18 protein-coding genes are annotated in these 18989 nt (G+C 53.3%); 11 read left to right on the forward strand and 7 right to left on the reverse strand.

The genetic code is table 11. The annotated features are described in order from the left end of the window. Window positions 1-8 precede the first annotated feature (8 nt). Both recG and KIH86_RS19440 read left to right on the forward strand, forming a co-directional pair. Window positions 9-2060 (forward strand): ATP-dependent DNA helicase RecG, encoded by a 2052-nt coding sequence (gene recG / locus KIH86_RS19435; protein WP_223088210.1) that lies wholly within the window; start codon window positions 9-11, stop codon window positions 2058-2060. A gap of 63 nt (window positions 2061-2123) precedes the next feature. Then, entirely contained in the window at window positions 2124-2411 is a 288-nt protein-coding gene (locus tag KIH86_RS19440) for a stage VI sporulation protein F (RefSeq protein ID WP_223088207.1), read from the forward strand. Window positions 2412-2773: 362 nt separating this feature from the next. Here KIH86_RS19440 and KIH86_RS19445 read toward each other — a convergent pair whose 3' ends face one another. The 4 genes from KIH86_RS19445 to KIH86_RS19460 all read right to left on the reverse strand — a co-directional run bounded on the left by KIH86_RS19445 (window position 2774) and on the right by KIH86_RS19460 (window position 6063). Further along, entirely contained in the window at window positions 2774-4018 is a 1245-nt protein-coding gene (locus KIH86_RS19445) for a cation:proton antiporter (protein ID WP_223088205.1), read from the reverse strand. Between the two features lie 3 nt (window positions 4019-4021). After that, window positions 4022-4516 carry a cation:proton antiporter regulatory subunit gene (locus KIH86_RS19450; RefSeq protein ID WP_223088203.1) on the reverse strand — a complete coding sequence of 165 codons (495 nt, stop codon included), beginning with the start codon at window positions 4514-4516 and terminating at the stop codon, window positions 4022-4024. Between the two features lie 57 nt (window positions 4517-4573). Further along, window positions 4574-4912 (reverse strand): hypothetical protein, encoded by a 339-nt coding sequence (locus KIH86_RS19455; RefSeq protein ID WP_223088201.1) that lies wholly within the window; start codon window positions 4910-4912, stop codon window positions 4574-4576. A 119-nt stretch (window positions 4913-5031) separates the two neighbouring features. Further along, complete coding sequence (locus tag KIH86_RS19460) at window positions 5032-6063, reverse strand: C40 family peptidase (RefSeq protein WP_223088198.1); 1032 nt, start codon at window positions 6061-6063, stop codon at window positions 5032-5034. A gap of 266 nt (window positions 6064-6329) precedes the next feature. Between KIH86_RS19460 and KIH86_RS19465 the strand changes: the two genes are divergently transcribed. The 9 genes from KIH86_RS19465 (at window position 6330) to KIH86_RS19505 (ending at window position 14983) form a co-directional block, all read left to right on the forward strand. Then, window positions 6330-7400 carry an ABC transporter substrate-binding protein gene (locus tag KIH86_RS19465; RefSeq protein WP_223088196.1) on the forward strand — a complete coding sequence of 357 codons (1071 nt, stop codon included), beginning with the start codon at window positions 6330-6332 and terminating at the stop codon, window positions 7398-7400. 67 nt (window positions 7401-7467) lie between these two features. Continuing rightward, window positions 7468-8397 (forward strand): ABC transporter permease, encoded by a 930-nt coding sequence (locus KIH86_RS19470; protein WP_223088194.1) that lies wholly within the window; start codon window positions 7468-7470, stop codon window positions 8395-8397. Beyond that, a complete protein-coding gene (locus tag KIH86_RS19475) occupies window positions 8381-9175 on the forward strand; it encodes an ABC transporter ATP-binding protein (RefSeq protein ID WP_223088191.1) in 795 nt (264 codons plus the stop codon). The genes KIH86_RS19470 and KIH86_RS19475 overlap by 17 nt, the downstream gene beginning before the upstream one ends. 360 nt (window positions 9176-9535) lie before the next feature. Next, window positions 9536-10237, forward strand: a complete 702-nt coding sequence (locus tag KIH86_RS19480) for an MgtC/SapB family protein (RefSeq protein ID WP_235775493.1) — start codon at window positions 9536-9538, stop codon at window positions 10235-10237. Between the two features lie 117 nt (window positions 10238-10354). Further along, entirely contained in the window at window positions 10355-11344 is a 990-nt protein-coding gene (locus KIH86_RS19485; RefSeq protein ID WP_223088187.1) for an aldose 1-epimerase, read from the forward strand. 191 nt (window positions 11345-11535) lie between these two features. Then, the gene (locus tag KIH86_RS19490; protein ID WP_223088185.1) at window positions 11536-12204 is read left to right on the forward strand and encodes a TraX family protein; all 669 of its coding nucleotides are present in this window, start codon (window positions 11536-11538) and stop codon (window positions 12202-12204) included. Window positions 12205-12338: 134 nt separating this feature from the next. After that, a complete protein-coding gene (locus tag KIH86_RS19495; RefSeq protein WP_223088183.1) occupies window positions 12339-13853 on the forward strand; it encodes a copper amine oxidase N-terminal domain-containing protein in 1515 nt (504 codons plus the stop codon). A 174-nt stretch (window positions 13854-14027) separates the two neighbouring features. Next, window positions 14028-14627, forward strand: coding sequence for a nitroreductase family protein (locus KIH86_RS19500; protein WP_223088181.1), 600 nt, complete (start codon window positions 14028-14030; stop codon window positions 14625-14627). 146 nt (window positions 14628-14773) lie between these two features. After that, entirely contained in the window at window positions 14774-14983 is a 210-nt protein-coding gene (locus KIH86_RS19505; RefSeq protein WP_223110617.1) for a hypothetical protein, read from the forward strand. A 5-nt stretch (window positions 14984-14988) separates the two neighbouring features. On the opposite strand, the gene KIH86_RS19510 is transcribed toward KIH86_RS19505, so the two are convergent. Genes KIH86_RS19510 through KIH86_RS19520 form a run of 3 tightly spaced genes read right to left on the reverse strand, consistent with a single transcriptional unit; the run spans window position 14989 to window position 18872 of the window. Continuing rightward, window positions 14989-16086, reverse strand: coding sequence for a GerAB/ArcD/ProY family transporter (locus tag KIH86_RS19510; RefSeq protein WP_223088174.1), 1098 nt, complete (start codon window positions 16084-16086; stop codon window positions 14989-14991). 28 nt (window positions 16087-16114) lie between these two features. After that, on the reverse strand, window positions 16115-17323 hold the full coding sequence (locus tag KIH86_RS19515) for a Ger(x)C family spore germination protein (RefSeq protein ID WP_235775494.1): 1209 nt from the start codon (window positions 17321-17323) through the stop codon (window positions 16115-16117). Further along, the gene (locus KIH86_RS19520) at window positions 17313-18872 is read right to left on the reverse strand and encodes a spore germination protein (RefSeq protein ID WP_223088169.1); all 1560 of its coding nucleotides are present in this window, start codon (window positions 18870-18872) and stop codon (window positions 17313-17315) included. Before KIH86_RS19520 ends, KIH86_RS19515 begins: the two co-directional genes overlap by 11 nt. Window positions 18873-18989 lie beyond the last annotated feature (117 nt).

Raw genomic sequence — 18989 nt, forward strand, 5'->3', positions numbered from 1 at the left:
TGAATCATATGACCATTTCACTGGATCGCATAGAGGTTAATCAAATCAGCGGCGTGAGCGCTCAAAAGAGACTTGAGCTTCACGCCTTTAGTATCTATACCGTACAGGATCTGTTGGAGTACTTCCCGTTCCGATACGAGGACTACCGACCGAAATCGCTCAGCGAAGTGAAGCATGGGGACAAAGTTACCGTTGAGGCCAAAGTGATGGGGGTTCCGGTTCTGCAGCGGTTCGGGGGGAAGTCCAGAGTCAGCTGCAAAATGATGGCTGAGCCGTGGATGTTCACCGCGACCTGGTTCAACCGGCATTATGTGCGGGAACAGCTGACGCCCGGGCGGCATATCGTCATCAGCGGCAAATGGGATCAGAAGCGTTCGCAGATTACGGTTACCGACTACGAGTTCCCGGATCGCGGCGAGGGCAAGACGGGGACGCTGCAGCCGGTGTATTCCGTAGGCGGGAAGATTACGCAGTCCTGGCTTCGCAAAATGATTGCCCAGGCGCTGCTGCAGTACGGCGATCTGGTTCCGGAGATTATGCCTCAGTTCATTATGCAGAAGCATGATCTGATGCCCCGCAAACGGGCGATCGCCACGATTCATCAGCCGGAGGATTCCCGGGAAGGGCAGCAGGGGCGCCGCCGCATGGTATACGAGGAGCTATTCCTGTTTCAGCTGAAGGTACAAGCCTTCCGCACCTTGAACCGAGGCCGGATGGACGGTGTTGTTCATACGGTGGACAACGCGACAGTCCGTCAGTTTGTGCGCAGCCTTCCATTTGAATTGACGAATGCGCAGAAGCAGGCCGAGCTGGAGATTTTGCACGATATGCGTTCACCGTACTGCATGAACCGGCTGCTGCAAGGCGATGTCGGGTCCGGTAAAACGGCGCTCGCCGCTATCGCGCTGTTCGCGACGGTCCGTTCCGGCTTCCAGGGAGCGCTGATGGTGCCGACAGAGATCCTGGCCGAGCAGCACAGCCGTTCCCTCCAGGCCATGTTCGAGCCTTTCGGCATTACCGTCGCGCTTCTGACAGGCAGCGTAACCGGCCGGAAACGGAAGGATCTGCTGGCTTCGCTGCAGATGGGGCTCGTGGACGTCGTTGTCGGAACGCATGCGCTGATTCAGGAGGATGTGTTCTTCCGGGAGCTGGGCATGGTCGTGACCGACGAGCAGCACCGCTTCGGCGTCAATCAGCGGAGCGTCCTCCGCCGGAAGGGGTACAATCCCGATGTGCTGACGATGACCGCTACACCGATTCCGCGAACGCTCGCGATTACCGTCTTCGGCGATATGGATGTATCCACCTTGTCCGAGCGGCCGAAGGGGCGGATACCAATTACAACATATTGGGTCAAGCCGGACAAGATGGAGCGGGTATTCAATTTCATCCGCCGCGAGGTCGACCAGGGGAGACAGGCCTATGTCATTTGTCCGCTGATCGAAGAATCGGACAAGCTCGATGTGCAGAACGCAATTGATCTCCATATCCAGCTTAGCGAAGCCTTTCCAGGCTACCATGTCGGTCTTCTGCACGGGCGGATGACAGCGGCTGAGAAGGATGAGGTGATGCGTGCCTTCTACAGCAACGAGGTGCAGGTGCTCGTATCCACTACCGTCGTCGAAGTCGGCGTCGACGTGCCCAACGCCACCCTGATGATTATTGTGGACGCCGATCGGTTCGGCCTGTCCCAGCTTCATCAGCTCCGCGGCCGGGTGGGACGAGGTGAACATGCCTCCTACTGCGTGCTGGTGGCTGATCCCAAATCGGAGCAGGGCCGGGAGCGGATGACCGCAATGACCGAGACCGACGACGGATTCGAGGTGTCGCGCCGGGACCTGGAGCTTCGGGGACCGGGTGATTTCTTCGGCACGAAGCAGAGCGGCCTGCCGGAATTCAGACTGGCCGATCTGACGGCCGATTTCGCCGTGCTGGAGCAGGCGCGCGACGATGCAGCCGCACTGCTCAGGGACGGTTCCTTCTGGACTTCGGCCGAATACGCGCCGCTGCGCGGATATTTGCAGAAAGAACAAATTTTTCAGGGCGATCTGATCGATTGAAGTCAAACGGCGGCCCGGCCCTCATATACTGGGAAAGATGGATATGAGGGGAGGTGCTACCGTTTGGGATATTTACAATATGGAATCAGCCCGCAGCTGGTGGATCGGATCAAGACGAAAATGAAAAATCCGTCAATCAAGGAGCGGGTTAAAAACTTGATCAACGGGGTGAACAAGCAGCATCTTCAGGACCCTGGCACGGTGCGCAGACTGGTCCGAAACGCCACTGGCATAATGGGAGAACGGCTGACTCCAGGCCAGGAAGATGCTATTGTCCGGTTCGTCATCGATCAGAAGATCGATCCGAACAATACGTTTCATCTGCTTCGCCTATGGGGGATGTTCCGTTAACCGGTGGTGAAGGGGCGCCACGTATTTCGTATGAACGATAAAAGCGTTCCGGCTATTGCCGGAACGCTTTTATCTTGTAAGAATTTGCCGGGACCTCTAGCGGAGTCATCCAGCTATGAATCGTGCCATGTCTATCTTAACGCCATGTGTGTCTTAGCGCCATGCCTGTCTTAGCGTATTACGAATATCCGAGGTGGTCCAGGGCCGCTATAGATTAGGCGATACCCGAGCAGGAGCGGAACACTTCGGGTTATCAGCGCTCATGACTTCACTCATGACTTCGCTCATGACTACGCTCAAGGGTCAGCCTGAGCGTTCTCGGGTCAGCCGCTTAAGGGCTAACCAACCGCTCAACTCTCCGCTCAGCTCTCCTCTGTGACGGTGTTCCGTTTCCGTTCCAGTCGTCTCTTATGCCGGCTTTCGAACTTGAACAGCCGGTTAAGCGCGAGATAAATGACCTTCGATTCCTTCGTCAACAGCGGCCCGAGTATCGCGAGAATCAGCACATACATGGCAGCGAAAGGCTGGAGAATGGCGAGCAGTCCGCCTGCTTTGCCCAGATTAGCCATGATAATGGAGAATTCTCCCCGCGAGACGATGGTGAGACCGATATTGGAGGACGCCCGGGGATTCAGATTCGCTGTACGTCCCGCCAGCATGCCGGCGATGAAGTTGCCGATCAGGGTGACAACAACGGCCGCGAGCGCATACCACAGCGCTTCACCGCCGAGCGTCAGCGGGTCGATGGACAGCCCGAAGCTGAAGAAGAATATGGCTCCGAAGAAGTCCCGGAACGGAATGATCAGTTTCTCAATGCGCTTGGCATGCTCCGTCTCGGCCAGTACAAGCCCGATCAGCAGAGCGCCGATTGCTTCGGCGACATGAATCGTCTCCGAGAAACCGGCTACCAGGAAGAGCGCGGCGAATACGACAATGGCGAACAATTCGCCCGAACGGATATTCAGGACCCGGTTCAGAACCGGAACCAGCTTGCGGCCGACAATCAGCAAGCCCAGCATATAGACGAGCGCGATTCCCGCCGACATCAGAACGCCGCCTATCGATGAGGAATCGCTTAGCACGAGACCCGAGAGAATCGAGATGTAGACGGCGAGGAAGACGTCCTCGAACATGATGATGCCGAGGATCATTTCCGTCTCGGGATTGGCGGTCCGTTTGAGGTCGACGAGTACCTTGGCCACAATGGCGCTGGATGAAATGGTAGTAATGCCGGCGATAACCAGCATTTCCTTAACCGGAAAACCCAGTCCCAGGCCAAGAAGCATCCCCAGTGAGAAATTGATCAGGATATAGATGGTTCCCCCGACCGCAATTGATTTGCCCGCTTTGAGCAAGCGGCCGACCGAGAATTCCAGACCGAGGTAGAAGAGCAGGAACAGTACACCGATCCGGCCCATAAATTCAATGAGCTCGGCACTTTCAATAAAGCGGAAGTCCAGATGCCACAGCTTGAATGCATGAGGGCCAACCGCCATGCCGATCAAAATATAGAAAGGGATGACGGAAAACCGAAACTTGGCGGCAATAAGTCCGGACAGAGCAATCAAAGCGACGGCCAACCCTACTTCAAATACGATGTGATTCATCCATTAACCACATCCATTCCGCAAAATTTCTTTGAGCTGCTTATGCTGTTCCCGTTCTCCGGCAGCAACGACCATAGAATCCGCCTGCAGGGTGAGCTCGGGACCCGGATTGATGTGTTTGTTATGGTTCTTGTCAATCACGGCGATGACTGTAGCTCCGGAGCGGGCGCGGATATCCAGTTCTCCGATCGTCAGGCCGACACAGCGGTAGCCCGGCTCCAGCCGGTACCATTCGATTACGAGATCGTCCAGCGCCACCTCGATGGATTCCAGCGCTCTTGGCTTGTACGTGACGCCTCCGACGATCGCTGACAGAAAGCGGGCTTCATCATCGTCCAGTGTGACCATCGAAATGCTGTGATCCGGGTCCTCATACTCGAAGTGATACAGCTCCCGTCGTCCGTCGTCGTGAACGATCACGACTACCTTGTCGCCGCTGCGGGTTTGCAGCACAAATTTTTTCCCGATGCCGGGAAGATCCGATTCTTTATAGTTCATTGAGTTCAAGCCTCCAGTAACTTGTTGTGGTTATTTCTCTTGCATCCTTTAACGCATTTAGCGGACAGACGGTAAGAAAGCCACAAATCTGGAGTTGTATTTAAGCGGGATTAGGAGCAGACGTTTTAGACGGATGTGGAACTCTCGGGCATGACGCGCGAATATAAGGGGGAGTCCAATAGACTCCTCCCGCGCGTAATCAAAGGAGGCGGCGATGCCTCGCGGAAGAAGCGAGGGATGCTGCTGCAAGGGATTGACTCTGTGCGAAGGCGCGATCAGATGGCGCTCCATGCTTTCGATCCCTTTTTTTCCGGTGTCGCGCAATTCGGGGTGATGAGCATTCATCAGGGGGGCGGCGGGAAACATCAGCGCGATCACAAGTGCAAAGAGCAGCATAAACGGCCTTCTTCGCCTATCGATAACTAGATATGGATTCAAAGCGGCTCCCCCCTCCCTGATGTAGTATTAAAATCATAACACAGAGCCCAAGGTAAGCCAAATCGATCACAACGTTATCAGAATACCCGCCGCATATCGAGAATGACACCGTTCCAGTATCCGGAATCCAGCTCACTGATTTGAACGCCGGGATTTCCCCAGGTATGAATGAACTTGCCGTCTCCGATATAGATGCCAACATGTCCGGGTATGGTATCTTTCTCAAAGCGTCCTGGAACCGTGAAGAAGATCAGATCGCCAGTTTCAAGCTGTTGTCGGGTGACCTTCTGTCCGATTTTGTCCTGGTCTTTGGCAAGACGGGGAAGATCTTTCCCGAATTTCTTAAAAACATGGCGTGTGAAGGACGAGCAGTCAAAGGTTTTGGATTCCTCATAGGGAGCGGCGCCGAATTCATACGGAACCCCGAGAAATTGTTTGGCGTAGGAGACGAGCTTGACGGCATCGGCTGAAGAGAGGTTCTGAATGCGCAATAGGTCGCTCTCGGATTTGAGACGTACCCCGTGGCTGTCTTGAACCATTCCGGACCCTTCACCAGCCGCTTTAGGCGTGATAACTCCGGTTCGCCCCGCTGTACCGGTCTGTCCGGATTCATTGCCGTTCTTCGTGGTGGAATGGTCCGTTACCTTCTGATCCTTCGGTGTCGTGAGATAAACTTCTCCCGTTCCTGGCGTGATGCTGACCCGGGAGTGAAACAATTTGGACAAAGCCGCTGCGGTCATGTAGAGTTTACCGTTCTTCAGATCGGGTGCATCCGGCAGCACGCATGGTTTACCCCAGGAGAAGGCATTCGGCGAACCTGCCCGCACTTTGTAGAGCACATCGCTGTAGCCAATTTTGACATAGCCGCCTCCGCCCGGTTCCTCCACAACGCGATAGCCGAGAGAATTGGCCGCCGGCTCAAGAGGTAGCCAGGTTCTTCCGGATGAGTCGTAGACGGGGAGACTCTCGATGTAGGTCTTGGTGTGAAGAGCGGATTTCTGCGATGCGGACCGGGTCTGGACATTACTACCGGTACTGCACCCCGATGCGGTTAAGAGAATCGCGGATATAGCGCCCAGCAGCAATTTGCGGGAGTGGATGGGAATCATTACACACGCTCCATTTCTGAAAAATATAGCTTCAGTATGCGAGGGTGCGCCTCCTTTTATGTGGAGCATGTTCAGGAAATGGATGACAGTTCGGCAGGATTACGGATTGACGTATGAGTTAGCCACCATTTAATATAGTTTCATAGAGCGCAAGTAGGAGAGCAATATCTGTATGTTCGCTTTATTGCTTTTGTCTATAAAAGCGACAAAGCTGCGGCGCATCTTCCTGCGTCCGCGCTGATACTATGACGAGAAGAGGGTTACTGATGAAGAGAAAGAGTATTTGGCTGGGGATCAGTTTGTGTCTTATGCTCGTAGCCGCCGGCTGCGGCAGCAATAATAACAATTCGGGAGGAGCGGGAGCTTCCTCCGCACCAGCAGGCTCCGCCGGAGCGGCCGGCACCGCCGCACCGGATACCAAAACCTACAAGATCGCGGTTTCGCAGTATGTGGAGCATCCGTCTCTGGATGCCACCTATGACGGAATCATTGCCGCGCTGAAGGATGCCGGTATTGAAGAAGGCAAGAACCTGAAGATCGATTTTGAGAACGCGCAGGCAGACCAGTCTAATAACCTGTCCATTGCCCAGAAGATCGCATCCGAGAAGAACGATCTGGTCATCGGCATCGCAACACCGCCGGCACAGGCGCTGGTTCAGTCGATCAAGAACGATACGCCGATTCTTTTCGCAGCTGTAACCGATCCGCTGGACGCCAAGATCGTGACTAATCTTGAACATCCGGGCGGCAACGTGTCCGGCGCTTCCGATACGAATCCGGAAGCAATCACGCGTCTGATGGATTTTATAGCCGCACAGTTCCCGAACGTGAAGAAGCTGGGACTTATTATCAATGAAGGCGAGCCGAACGCCGTCGTGATGGCGGAGAAAGCGAAAGCTGCGCTGGACAAGCATGGCATCGAGCTGGTCAAGGCGCCAATTACGAATACCTCCGAAGTGAAGCAGGCCGCAGAGTCGCTCGTTGGACGCGCCGACGCACTGTATATCACTCTCGACAACTCGGTTGTGAGCGGCGTTGATTCCATTATCCAGGTAGCGAACGAGAACAAGCTGCCGTTCTTCTCCAGCGATCGCGACACGGTGGAGAAGGGCGCGATTGCAACAGTGGGCTTCAAGTATTATGACCACGGCTACCAGGTCGGCCAGATGGCGGTCGATGTGCTGAAGAACGGCAAGAAGATCGGTGATCTGCCGGTTACGGTTCAGCAGAAGCTCGACGTCATCCTGAACTTGAAGGCCGCAGCCGCGCAGGGCGTTGAAGTAACGGACGCCATGAAGGCGGCAGTCACCGATCAAGCGAACGACATTATTCAATAACAGCAAGCTTTGAAGAGGGGCGATCCTATGAGAGACGCCCCTTGCCGTTTGAGGGAGGAAGTTAGTTATGGTTGATTCATTGCTTGGAGCGGTTGAGATGGGGCTGCTCTACGCGTTCATGGCGCTTGGCGTCTATATTACATTCCGGATTCTGGACTTTCCGGATCTTACTGTGGACGGGAGCTTCACAACGGGCGGCGCCATCGCTGCGGTTATGATTGTCCACGGATATTCCCCGTGGCTGGCGACACTGGCCGCTCTGGCAGGAGGTATGATAGCGGGCCTGTGCACGGGCCTGCTGCACACGAAAGGCAAGATCAACGGACTCTTGTCCGGGATTCTGATGATGATCGCGCTGTACTCCATTAACCTTCGGATATTGGGCAAGCCCAATGTGTCCGTAATGGGCGAGGATACGCTGACCTCCTTGGTCAGACCGCTGTATGTCATGCCGGTAATTGTCATTATTGTGAAGGTCCTGATGGATCTGTTCCTCCGTACGGACCTCGGGCTCGCGCTGCGGGCGACCGGCGACAATTCCCGGATGATCCGCAGCTTCGGCGTAAATACCGACACTACAACCGTTCTGGGCATCAGCCTGTCGAACGGGTTGGTGGCATTGTCCGGAGCCCTGATCGCCCAGTATTCATCCTTCGCTGATGCTTCCATGGGTATTGGAATGATCGTCATCGGTCTCGCTTCGGTCATTATCGGCGAAGCGATCTTTGGCTCGGGCAGCGTCTTCCGGGCGACACTGGCCGCGGTACTCGGCTCGATCGTGTACCGGATCGTCGTGGCGCTTGCGCTGCGCGTCGAATGGCTGGATGCATCCGATCTGAAGCTGATTACGGCGATTATCGTTATTATCGCCCTCGTATTCCCTTCGATCCGGCGGCATTACAAGCAGAGAAACAGCGCCCGCAAGCGGACCGCCGTGCTGGCGCAGCAGGTCTTGAACTCTCAGAGAGGAGGTGCCGGTGATGCTGAAGCTCGATAAGGTCTCCAAGCTGTTCAATCCGGGCACCCCGGACGAGAAGATCGCTCTGCTCGGCATCGATCTCCAATTAAACGCCGGCGATTTCGTGACGATTATCGGCAGCAACGGCGCCGGTAAATCCACGTTGATGAATATCATTTCCGGCGTCATGAAGCCGGACCTCGGCGAAGTGCAGATCGAGGGAAGCTCGATCAGCGGACTGGCCGAACATGAGCGGAGCCGCTGGATCGGCCGGGTCTTCCAGGACCCTATGGCCGGAACCTCGCCGCGCATGACGATCGAAGAGAACCTTGCCATGGCGTACAAACGCGGCAAGGGAAGAGGGCTGTCGCTTGGCGTGAACGCCGCCAAGCGGAAGCAGTTCCGCGAGGAACTGGCCCGTCTTGGAATCGGGCTGGAGAACCGGCTGCGCGCGAAGGTCGGGCTGCTCTCAGGCGGCGAACGTCAGGCGCTCAGCCTGTTGATGGCTACCTTCACGAAACCACAGATTCTCCTGCTCGATGAGCATACGGCGGCTCTGGACCCGGCTCGTGCGGAGCTGATCACGAAGCTGACCGAGTCCATTGTACGGGAGATGAAGCTGACAACGCTTATGGTCACCCACAACATGGAGCAGGCAATCCGGCTCGGCAACCGCCTCATTATGATGGACAAAGGGCGGATTATTCTCGACATCGACGAGAAACGCAAGAAGGACCTCACTGTCGAGCGCCTGCTCGGTGAATTCGAGACGATCAGCGGACACAAACTGGCAGACGACCGGGTCGTTCTTGGTTAACCGGACCGTACTCTATACGGAAGAACAGATAGACCGGGGCTTCACCTGCTAAAGGGCGAAGCTCCGGTCTTTTGCGGCATAATGAACTTTTACGTTGGCATATAGGCAAGTACTTGTTCTAAGGCGGAATGAAACGCGATAAAATGATATCAGACATCATCCAGGCTCCACAGTAGTGGAGTTTTTTTTCATCCAAAGAACTCAGAAGAAAGACCTGTTTCTTACCCGGGCAATGTCTATTCGAGGGTTCAAGGCTCCCCGCGCACAACGGATAAATCCGGCTTCCATGAATCGAACATGCTATAATAAGTCTACATTTTAGAGAGAGGAGTAACGGCGATGGGTATGCATTTGGAATCTATGATCAAATTGCTGATAGCCCTGCTGTTCGGACTGTTCATCGGAATTGACCGGCAGTTGAAGCAGAAGCCGCTGGGAATTCGGACCAGTATGGTTATCAGTATCGCGAGCTGTCTTGTCACCATCGTATCCATCCGGGCCTTTGACAAGTTCTCCGGTCCCGACCACCCCAACATGGACCCGATGCGTCTGGCGGCGCAAATCGTCAGCGGCATCGGTTTTCTGGGAGCAGGCGTCATTCTGCGCAGAGGCGGCGACGCTATCTCGGGACTCACTTCCGCGGCATTGATCTGGACGGCCTCGGGAATCGGCATAGCCGTTGGAGCGGGATTCTACGTGGAAGCGGGAATGGCGGTCATTCTGCTGATGTTCGCGGTCAACGTCGTTCCCTTTCTGATCCGTGCCATCGGTCCGCAGAAGCTGAACAAGCATGACGTCTCGGTCAAGATTATTATGGTGCCCAACGGCGCCATGACCGAGGTCATCCAAAAAATCGAGAACCGGAAAGGGCGCTCCAAGGACAGATCCAGGGAGAAATCGACCGAGCGGATTATCCGGCGGATGAAGATCAAGGATCTGGAGGATGGCAGGCAGATGATCGACATGGTGCTGTCCGCGGCGGACAGAGATTTTGCAACGAAAATTTACTATGATCTGAAAGGCATTGACTATATCACCAACGTCGAAGTCGAGCAGTTGTAAGAACAAGATCATCTCAATCTCGTGAAGTTGTAAAAACAAGTTACATCAGAACCTGAATCTATGGTAATCTAGTTCTGGTGAAAACAGTTACAATTATAGAGAGGAGAGATCGTCTGCATGGAGGTTAAGGCTTATGCAGGAGAATATGAAGGGGAGTCCGCGGTCTGGCTGAAGGCTGGACGCTATGAAGCGGCTGTGATTCCCGGAATCGGAGGAAATCTGGTTGCATACCGCGATACCGAGAACGGCTATCGCTTTCTTCGGGAACCGGGCGCGGACGGAATCGAAACCTTCAAACAGAGTCCCGGCGTATACGGCATTCCGGTGCTCTTTCCGCCGAACCGTTACGAGGATGGCAAGTTCCCGTGGAAGGGACAAGTCTATCAGCTGCCGGTGAACGAGGTGGCAACCGGCAATCATCTGCACGGTTTCCTGCATACCATTCCTTGGAAAGTTGAAGATTACGGAACCGGCAAGAACGATAGCTATGTGGTGGTCTCCGTCAAGATCGATGAGAACCATCCGTCTTATCAGTATCTGCCGCACCAATATACGGTGAAGCTGCGGTACACTCTGTCAGAGGACGGACTGGCCCAGCAAATTCTGATCCGCAATGATGGCAGTACGGAAATGCCATGCCTGCTGGCGTTCCACACGGCGATCAATGCGCCTTTTGCCGAGGGAAGCTCGCCGGAGGATTACAAAGTGAAGGCGACGATCGGCAGCCGTTGGGAGCTGGGCGAACGCATGCTTCCGACCGGAAGCTTTCAGCCTCTGTCTGCACAGGAGGAGCAGCTGAAGGGAGAAGGCGTCAGCCCTTATTTCGAGCCGCTCGATAATCACTATACGGCTGTTCCGCAGAATGGACGGAACCGGATGGAGCTGACCGACACGAAGCTGGGCGTTACGCTGGTGTACGACGTCGGCACCTCGTACAAGCAGTGGATGATCTGGAACAACGACGTTTCCCGTCAGTTCTTCTGCCCGGAACCGCAGATGAATCTTGTAAATGCTCCGAACGTCAACCTGCCGGCTGATGAAATCGGTCTGTTCGGCCTTCAACCGGGCGAATATTGGGAAGAGCACGCCCGTCTGTATGTGAAATAGCATAATATTGGTGCTCTGATTTTTGAGCTCTTGTCCTGGCAAGCGCCTGTTTCCTTTCATGGAGACAGGCGCTTTGTGTGTATTGATGAATGTTATGCGGCTTGCTTTGGCAGAATGAAGCGGAGATAATAATACAAACCGGAGGCCGCGGCTCGGCGGCTACCTTCACCCCAAGACAAGGGAGGACAAGTATGCAGCTGATCGCCATGCTTACCATGCTGATCGACCACATCGGTTATATCTTTTTTCCGCAGGAACCGGGATGGAGGTATATTGGACGGATTGCCTTTCCCATCTATTGTTATACTCTGGTCCAGGGTCATCTTCACACCTCGTCGCATCGCCGCTACTGCCTCCGCCTGCTTGTTATCGCTATTCTGGCACAACTGCCCTTCAATTTGGCGCTTGATCCAGGAGGATTGAATGTCGTCTTCACATTACTGCTGTCCGAGCTGGTGCTGATTGTATTGGACCGGCTGCGCACACCCTGGATTGGCGCCATCGCCGTGCTGCCCGCACTGTGGATCATGGACCAGCTGCCTCTCGATTACAATGCGTACGGACTTCTGCTTGTCCTGATCTTCCGTTACGCCCGTTCCTATTGGCTGGTGCTGCTTCATGCGCTTCTCAATGTGATTTATTTGTTCTACTATGGCTGGACCGTGCAGATGCTCAGCGTGGTGCCAACTCTGTTGATCGCCTTCGGGCCAGAAGTGTGGGAGCGCCTGAAGAGACGGAAGATGCCCCGCCTGGTCTGGTGGTCGTTCTATCCCGCGCATTTGGCTGTTCTTGCCTTGATCCGGTTTGTATACTACGGATATGTGTCGCTGCCTGATTGGGGGGCTCTGTTGGCCATATAGCATGCGTGCTGCCGGAGGGTGCTGTTCATAAGCGTTAACATTATTTTAATGAAAATGAGTGAATTCGTTTACAGATTATCCCTTTCCTGAGATAATAAATTGGACTGCCAATATCAGGAGGAAAGAGGGATTCAATGAAATTGAGGAACAAGAAAGTCAAATGGCTGCTTCCCATCCTCGCGCTGCTGCTGGTGCTGGCGGGCTGCCAAACCGTCGGCGGGCTGGACGTGAACAAGGCGCTGCTCGGAAATCTGGATGTGAAGTCGGCGGAGGAGAGTGTAACGTTCTCCATGAAGGCGGTACCCGCAGCGGGAATCAGCGACGAAGACCGCAAGATTGTCGATCTTATCAATTCCTTTTCGGTTCAGGTGAACAGTCTGAAACTGCAAGAGAATGGTGATATGTCCGCAAGCGGAGCGTTGGCTCTGAAAGGGAAGACCGTTCCATTCAGTCTGTACATAAACAAAAGTGTGCTTGCGCTTAATGTAGAGGGAGCGAAGAAGCCTTTCTATTATCCGCTGGAGGACTATAACAGCGTTCTGTCCGAGTCCGGAGTGGATCTTGAGAAGGCTGAGAGCCTGAACAAGCTGCTAACCTCTTTTGTGGTCAAAAACCTGCCGAACCCGTCGGCTATCAGCGCTTCTGCGGTTACCGACACCGTGTATGGGGAACAGCTTAATCTGATGAAGCTGCATGCCGAAGTTACAGGCGAGGAGCTTCCCGCACTTCTGAAGTCTTTCCTGAAATCCGTATCGCAGGATTCGGAAGGCTTCAAGCAATTCCTGGGAGGTCTGTACGACTATCTGCTCCCTGTTCTGAAGTCGGAAGAAGCAACGGATCTTCTGGATGAATACGGATTTGGCGACGTTCCGCTTGACGACAAGGAGCAGGTCGTTACCGTAGCGCATGATGCGGCGAAGCTGGCGATCGATACCGTTCTGCTGATGTATGACAAGAAGCAGCAGGAGCTGTACGACAACATACCGGAGATCAAGACCGTTCTGGGCAAGGATACCAACCTCAAGGTCGACCTGTTCGTGGACAGCTCGCTTCATGTTCGCAAGGAACAGATGAGCCTGAATGTTGCGCTTCCTCAGGACGATTCTATTCCAATCACCTCCATCTCTTTCCAGTCGGAGGCGCAGGTCTGGAATATCAATGGCCCGGTGAAAGCCGATGTTATTGATACGGCGGGAGGATTTAATGCTTCCGAATCGTCCATGTCTCCAGGCACACTTCTCCAGAATCTCAACTCCGATTCTGCATTGTATCGGCTTCTGAAAGAGGATCTGGGTATTACCCGCAGATCGATTGCTATTGACCCTGAATTCAAGAAATACATTATTGAATACAAGGGGAATACGGCGATGGTCTCGGCGAATTATCTGGCAGCCTTCCTTGGCGCCAATCTGGAATGGGACGAGAAATCGCGCGGGATTACAATCACGGACGATTTATTCGGAACTACGATCGCACTGAAGGTCGGATTCAAACAGGCCACCGTGGACGGAGCAGTTATCAAACTGCCGCAAGCGGTCTACATTGACGAATACGGCCGCGGAATGGTGCCGCTGAGAACCGTTGCGGAGGCGCTTCACGCCAAGGTATCCGTTGAAGAGGACGGAACCATCAACATTACGCGGGACTAGGAAGAAACATAGTTCGATAGAAGCTCTGTCGTACTCAGTATTCACAGCTGAGGCGGCAGAGCTTTTTCTATGCATGATGCCAGAACAGGGTGGATGATAGGGGTTGAATTATCGAAGCAAATGTATTAAGATATAAAAAAGTAAGTACCTAAACAATTTGGAGGTAATTATAATATGTCGAACGGTTACTTTGATGCAGTGAAGAAAAGACGTTCTGTTTATGCGATCAGCAAGGAGCTTCCGGTATCCCAGGAGCAAGTGCAGGAAATCGTGGAGCAGGCTGTTCTGCACAGCCCAAGCTCTTTTAACTCCCAAAGTTCCAGAGCTGTTGTTCTGTTCGGGGCTGCTCACGACAAGCTGTGGGATCTGACTTCCGACACGCTGCGCAAAATCGTACCGGCTGAGCAGTTCGAAGGCACTGCACAGAAGATGGCTTCATTCAAAGCTGGAGCGGGCACGGTGCTCTTTTTCGAAGATGAAGCAGTTGTGAAGAGACTTCAGGAGAACTTCGCGCTGTATGCCGACAACTTCCCGGTATGGGCCAACCAGGCATCCGCTATTTTGCAGCATGTGGTATGGACCGGACTGTCAGAAGCCGGCGTTGGTGCTTCGCTGCAGCACTACAACCCGCTGATTGACGATGAAGTGAAGTCGACCTGGGGACTTCCGGCAGAGTGGAAGCTGATCGCGCAAATGCCATTCGGCGGCATTGTAACTCCTCCGGGCGAGAAGGAATTCGAGCCTGTTGAGAAGCGGGTCAAAGTCTTTAAATAATAGGAAACACCGGCTTGATGAGAGCCGACAAGAAGAGCCGTCCCTTTGGGATGGCTTTTTTCATTGGAGCCATACTAGCTATATTGCCATATGTCAGGACGCTTTGTCCGGCTGCCACTGCAACCAGAAAGGAAGATGTCCACATGATGAAACAACTCATACTGTATCCGTTTCTCTGGCTGATAGGTCTGTCTATGCTGTTTCTTGTCGACAGGGTGATAGGCCTGAGCATCGGCGATACGGTAGTTGCCTTTCGTTCGTACTTTACCTCGTCCAGCATTGAAGAGACGATTGCAGTGATTCTGTTGGGCTGCGCGCCAATTGCGGTTCCATTCTTCTCTCTTGTGAGCAAATAACCCGGCTACTGCCGGTAAAGAGCAAACCGACGGCGTATCAGGTGAACGAGAAACAAGAGAAGCGGTATAAATGCAGCCACGATCAGGACAATCATAATAGAGACTCGCCCTTCAATGAGATGCTCCGGATAATTCTCGGCGCTCATGACAGACAGGAACAGAACGACAATCCCGACAGGCAAAACCGCCTTGCGGGAGTCCTGTATCTTGAGCAGATCGGTGGCAATGGCTGACACAGCATAGCAGTAGATAGTCAGCTTGAAGAACACCCCGATTATCAAAGTCAGGAAGACAAAGGCGTCCAGTCGCTGTATGAAATCTGCCAGATTCACGAGAGCAATGGTTGTAAACAAAGGGAAAGTTGCTCTGGAATAGATATCTTCGCCTAGAACGGAGATTTCTATAGCATGTGTGATCGTTAGCAGGAAACCGCTCAATATCATTGCTATCATACCGGTCTTGCCTGCACGACCGCTTTTGTTCAAGTGGGGAATGATCGTTGTAAAGACGACTGTTTCAAGAAAAGGAAAGACCCAAACATTCGGATAAGCGGATATTACTGCGGTCTTCCAATCCCTGAGATGCAGAGGGAACAGATTCGACATATCGGGAAGGCCGGAGACGATGACAACAAAGTTGCAGCTGACCCCCATTAGAATCATGATAACGAAGTAAATCTCCGCGGTACGCCCAAGTACCGTCGTTCCCTTGTTCAGTATATATATGACGGCGATGATCATGAAGGCGTTAGTGAAAATGATCGGGGTTCGGTCATAAGAAGCAGCTGTCAGCAGACTGCCTGCTTCGCGCAAATTGCGAGATCCATTATAAAGAAACTGCGCGATGTACAGCAGATTGACGGGCCAGGCGATCCACTTGCCCAAAATGTTCACCGTAATCCCGCTGAGTATTTTGCCAGGGAACTGGCGGGACAAATAGACATAGATGAGGTAGAACAGAACACCCCCCGGAACAGCCATTAAAATAGACAGCCATATCGTCCGCTTGCTTTCCAGTCCGATGGGCACAACCAGCGCCGTTCCCAGCTCGAACAATACCATCATTGCAAATAGTTGATTGGACGTGAGACGTTCTTTATTCATCGGCATTTTCCCCTCGGTTCCTTGCACATTATTTCATGTGAGACTTATACGGATTGAGCCTCATCCCGGTGTTGCGGATATACACCTCGACCTTAACATCAAGCTCACCCTTGGCGAAGACTTCGGGCCAATTGTCCTTGACGCGATCCCACTGCGAGGGATTGCTGCGCTTCAGTTCATTTCCGAAATTTAACACATCGGCTTGCAACCGCTGGGCCGCCCGTATGCCATCTTCAACTTCCTTAATGGTCTGCTTCTTTACTTTTTCTTGAAGTATCTTTATGGTCTGCCCGTTCGCGAAAGGTACCGAGCTGTGACTTTCGAGTATTGTGCCTTCTTCACGGATTGATATATGAAAGACAGGGGTTCCGTCTCGAAGCTCGGTATGGATATGGGTAATGGCCGAAAAAATATTAACCGCAATCTCTCCCTCGTCTTCATCTGTTTTGACATTAAGCACCGTCTCGCTAATCTTATTCGTTACCCATTGGATGCCTCTTGCTTCAGATCCATCGATCCATTCAGCCAGCTTCTCATCCTTGAACAGACCCATTCCTTTCATTATGAGCGTCTCGGAAGGCTCGGTCTGCTCCAGATTTGATTTGCTGCCTCCCTGATTACGGTTGCCGCCTGTCATGATACCGCTTAGAGCGATTTCTCCTTCGCCGGTAATTCCCTTTACGAGATCGACCACCCGGATATGCTGTGTTTCTCCCCATACCCTGGCCGAGTTTTCACTCTTCCGGACCAAGCCTATTGAGGAGATGTTCTCTATTGGAATCAGAACCTTCAGAATGGACTCGGCATCCGACTCTCTGGCCAGCAGAACCGGCGTATTGAGGCGCAGTTCATGTGAGCGTTCAAAAATATCGAATATTCTATCGATTCCCTTGCGGGCCATTGACTCGCCGATCACAAGCAGCTGTGTGTGAGCGAAGAACAGCTGCCGGCTTGTCTTTCTGGACGCCTTGCGAAGAGCGCCGAACAGGGTAGGGTCGCTAACTGTAGCCAAATACACCCCCGGCTGCTGTGTGGTTGCGCCTTTTCTGGTCGACGTCGCCGATGGAATTACGATCTGGAAGGTAACCTTATAATCCTTGCCGTTCGGAGCCAGGTCGATACCAATTCCGCTGACGATGGCAAGCTTGTTCAATTCACGGCTGTTCCAGCAGCCGGACAGGGTCAAGGTTGTCACAGACAGAAGAATAAGACATAGAAGACCGCGATTAATCCTCACTTGGAGAGTTCCCTCCGCTTCGCCCCTGACTGGAAAGGGATTTCGCGCGTCGCGAATTACGCATGAAGTACAGAGGCGCGCGGAAGATCATGTCCTTCTGGTCCTTGACGATAAATGGTGCGGCCGGCGACATAAACGGCGATCCCAGCGAATTGAGGCTGCACAAGTGTGCGGTCAGGATCAGCGCCATGATCGTAATGCCGTAAAGTCCCATAAAGGCGGCCATGAAGATAATGACGAAGCGGAGCATCCGGATGGACAGCGCCATATTAAAAGCCGGCATCGCGAAGCTGGATATCCCCGTAAGCGAGACGACAATGACCATGGCGGGGGAGACGATCCCGGCTTCCACCGCTGCTTGGCCCAGCACGAGCCCGCCGATTATCGAGACTGTCTGTCCGATCGTGGAAGGCAGGCGAATCCCGGCTTCACGGATGATTTCGAACGTAAGCTCCATCAGAAGAGCTTCGATAAAGGTCGGGAAAGGCACACCCTCGCGCTGTGAAGCCAGATTGATCAGCAGAGGGGTGGGAATCATCTCCTGGTGAAAATTCAGGGCCGCTACGAACAAGGCGGGGCCGAACAGGGAAATAATCAGGCAGATCAATCGTAAAATCCGGATCAGCGTCGAGAAATCAAACCGCTGGTAATAGTCCTCAACCGTATGAAGAAACATAAAAAAGTTGGCGGGTGCGATCAGGACAAAAGGTGTGCCGTCGACGAATACAGCAATCCGTCCATCCAGCAGGTTGCCGGCAACACTGTCAGGGCGTTCCGTATTGAACAAGGTGGGGAAGGGGGAATACTTCTTCTGCTCGATCAACTGCTCGATATATCCTGACTCCAGAATGGAGTCGGTCTGTATCGACTGAAGTCTTAGTCGAAGCTCATCGATCTTGGCGTCTTCGGCCAGGCCATGCACATACATCATGGTGACAGTCGTCTGTGTTACACGGCCAATCTGAAAGCTCTCCGTCCACAAATCCCGGCTCTTGATTCTTCTCCGGACGAGAGCGACATTCGTCCCGATTGTCTCGGAAAAGGATTCTTTAGAACCCCGAATAGATACCTGAGTTGCCGCTTCCGATATAGGACGGGTCTCGCCGCCGCTCATTTCAGCGCTGATCCCACGCTCAAGCCCATCGATGATCACGATCGTACAGCCCGACAGAAGCGCGGTATACAGACTGTCCCAATCCTGAACCTCCTTCTGCTTGGACATACTGATAGCCTTCTCTTGGGTAAAAGAGAAAAAGCTCTCTGCTATCGGCACTACGCTTTCGGGCTCTCCATACTCTTTGAATGAGGTCAAGTGACTGACGAAACTGTCAGCCAGCGCCTTGTCCACAATTCCATCGATATAGACGGCGCCTATTTGCAAATCCGCTCCGGCTAGCTTGATGGTGCGAATGGTCACATCGGAGCTGCCGCCTAGATCCTGACGGATTCGGTTCATATTCTCTTCAAGTGAGGAGGACAGAGGGGTGTTTCGTGTTCCGGAGCTTTCGGATGGGTCTGATTGATTGTGAGATTGTCGACGGGTAGGCATTTCACTAGCACCTCCTGTCTAATACTTTTTGCGCGGTATTCCTTTTTTATACAGCGAACTGGAAGCGGCATACATCTACAAGTTGAGAAACACCAAAAAAGTCCTTCCGAACCACGA

This window comes from Paenibacillus sinensis (assembly GCF_019904155.1).
GTDB classification, from domain to species: Bacteria; Bacillota; Bacilli; order Paenibacillales; family Paenibacillaceae; genus Paenibacillus_AQ; species Paenibacillus_AQ sinensis.